This is a genomic window from Nocardia neocaledoniensis, assembly GCF_029868625.1.
GTDB lineage: Bacteria > Actinomycetota > Actinomycetes > Mycobacteriales > Mycobacteriaceae > Nocardia > Nocardia neocaledoniensis_A.
Genome location: NZ_JARWOJ010000335.1, coordinates 1 through 2186, shown reverse-complemented (window position 1 = coordinate 2186; position 2186 = coordinate 1). Strand labels below are relative to the sequence as shown.

Here is a 2186-nt window from a genome sequence, read left to right as displayed (position 1 = left end):
CCGCGGGGGGTCCACCCCCCCCCCCCCCCGGGCCCGGGCCCGTTGTCGGACCCTTTGTCGCGGCAGCACCTGCCGCGGATATCGGCGTACCGCAATGCCTTTCGCGGAGCTAGGATGGGCGAGGAATGAACCATCCTGGGGGGAAGAGTATTTCGTGATGCTCGATGCGAATCCTGCCCGGCGCCGGCGGGAGCTACAATGAACGACTTCTCGGTCGATTTGGGTTGCCTCGCCGGATTCAGGCTGGATCTGGACGACCTCGGCACCAACTTCTCGTCGAATGCCTCGCGCATGCTCTCGTCTCTGTCGATCCCCGCCGGTACTGCCGGACTGCTGTCGACCCTGGCACCGTCGTTCGAGAATTTGCGAAGCACCCTGTCGTCATCGCACGGGCAAGAGGCGTCGAACCTGAGCACATTCCGCTCCGATCTCGCCACCGCCGGAACCCAGTACCTGACATCTGACACTACGACGGCGAACGCGTTTTCCGCGCTGAGTACCGATGCGGCGGTGAGTGTCTCGGGCGACTACGGGGCGGCGAACAGATTCGGCGGACTGCAACTGCCGACGATCACGACGACCGAAACGGCGGTGCCTACCTCGAGCGCCTGGTCTACAACCAGGCGGTGGGGGTCAGCAGCGCCCTCACACAGCCGATGACTTTTCTGGATATCACGCTCCCGCTGTCGCATTGGGCCCTGATGATCAACGGACCGATGCGTGAGTCGTTCCGAACAGAAATCGTCGCCGCCGTCGACGCGATGAAGACATCGGCGAACACGAGGCGGGATGCGATAACCACAGCGGTGGAGCGGATTTCCCAGGCGATGGACTACTCGCCCGGTCGGGCGAGCCCGACGTACAACCCGAACGAGTTCGAGATCCCGGACAAGGTGGCTGCCGACGTGGGTGTGCGGCGATACGGGCTCGACGACAACGTGTGGTGGGAGGACACCATTGCATCCGCCTGAAGACCGGGAACTGCCGAGCAACCGGGCCATCTATGGTTCCGACACCGGAGTCATGAGCAAAGTTGCAGCGGGGTTGGCACGAACCGACCTCACTGCTGTCCTGCTGGCCTGGGATTCGATGGGCTATGACCTTGCACCGAAGCTGCTGCGAATCTATATGCGTGACGAGGGTCCTGACCACAACTACCGATTCGACAGCGCCGAGATCCGCAAGATCGTCAAAACGAGCGCCGTGCAGCAAGCGGCGGCCGCCAGCTTGGACGAGGTGAGAGATCTCGCGCGGGCGGATCCTCGCATCGGCGTGACGAGGGAAATCACGCCCGCCGCCTGGATCGGCAATGTCGAAATCAGCGATGACGACGACCTGGCCAATGCCCTCGGGCACTTCGACGTCGCAGTAGGAACCGACACCACGGTCTACCAGGCCGATGACGGCGGCCTCCGGGCGGAAATGGACTACCGGATATACGTCTACGACTACTACAATTTCGACCTCAAAGGTGATCATCTGATCAACATCAATCCCGCGAAAACCATCAACAACGAAGCACGGCAACTGGAGGAGGCGGGGTGGGCGCGCGCGTTCAAGTCCAGGGGTCAATCCGCCATGCTCCACTGGAGCGGATCACTGTGAGCCGGGTCGCGCATCAGCGCATTTTCTCCGGCGCTCTGGCGTGCGCGCTAGCAGGGCTGGTCGTCGGCTGTTCCGGCGGCGACTCCGACGACTTGCAGAACCTGGCTTCCTGCGGAGAGTTCGTGTTTCCGACGGACGCGAAGGTGATCTGGTTTCAGGAGAACGACACCTTCGGCGACACCCTCCTGGATGCGGTTGTCGAGATAACCGCGAGTTCGGTCCCGGAATTCAAGCAGCGGTCGCAGCTGAACGAGTTCGCACCGGGGGTGCCGAAGTACTGGCGTCAAACGTGGAGCGATATCGGCGAGGCGCAGTTGCTGGCGCGGGACGCCGGGAACGAACACCTGGTGGAGCTGAACAAGAGCCCGACCAGGTGGGTCGTCATCCACGATTCCGGCGCGACGAGGCAGCTTTTCCTCCGCGCCGGATGCTGAGGAGATCTCGAAATTCGATGTCGCGGGGGTGGGTCCACCCCCGCGGCCATTACTACGCGTTGTGGGTGGTACAGGCCATGGCCGAGAGGTGTTGCAGGTCATGGTGGGTGGGGTTGGTGTGGCTGGTGGCCACGGTGGTAGCTTCGA

Annotated in this window: 4 protein-coding genes; all 4 read left to right on the top strand. The window is 62.9% G+C overall.

All coding sequences use genetic code 11. The features are described 5' to 3' along the window. Positions 1–198 precede the first annotated feature (198 nt). From QH270_RS25785 to QH270_RS25770, 4 genes are read left to right on the top strand one after another with little or no spacing between them, the layout of a single operon-like run. Positions 199–660, top strand: coding sequence for a hypothetical protein (locus QH270_RS25785; RefSeq protein WP_280346662.1), 462 nt, complete (start codon positions 199–201; stop codon positions 658–660). Then, the gene (locus tag QH270_RS25780; protein WP_280346661.1) at positions 627–971 is read left to right on the top strand and encodes a hypothetical protein; all 345 of its coding nucleotides are present in this window, start codon (positions 627–629) and stop codon (positions 969–971) included. The genes QH270_RS25785 and QH270_RS25780 overlap by 34 nt, the downstream gene beginning before the upstream one ends. Positions 972–1023: 52 nt before the next feature. Continuing rightward, complete coding sequence (locus QH270_RS25775) at positions 1024–1605, top strand: hypothetical protein (RefSeq protein WP_280346660.1); 582 nt, start codon at positions 1024–1026, stop codon at positions 1603–1605. Then, positions 1602–2039, top strand: a complete 438-nt coding sequence (locus QH270_RS25770) for a hypothetical protein (protein ID WP_280346659.1) — start codon at positions 1602–1604, stop codon at positions 2037–2039. Before QH270_RS25775 ends, QH270_RS25770 begins: the two co-directional genes overlap by 4 nt. The last annotated feature ends 147 nt before the right edge of the window (positions 2040–2186 follow it).

What these genes read in the sequence shown, in the direction of transcription:
- QH270_RS25785 (WP_280346662.1), top strand. Translation starts at nt 199, where the DNA reads ATGAACGACTTCTCGGTCGATTTGGGTTGCCTCGCCGGATTCAGGCTG.
- QH270_RS25775 (WP_280346660.1), top strand. Translation starts at nt 1,024, where the DNA reads ATGAGCAAAGTTGCAGCGGGGTTGGCACGAACCGACCTCACTGCTGTC.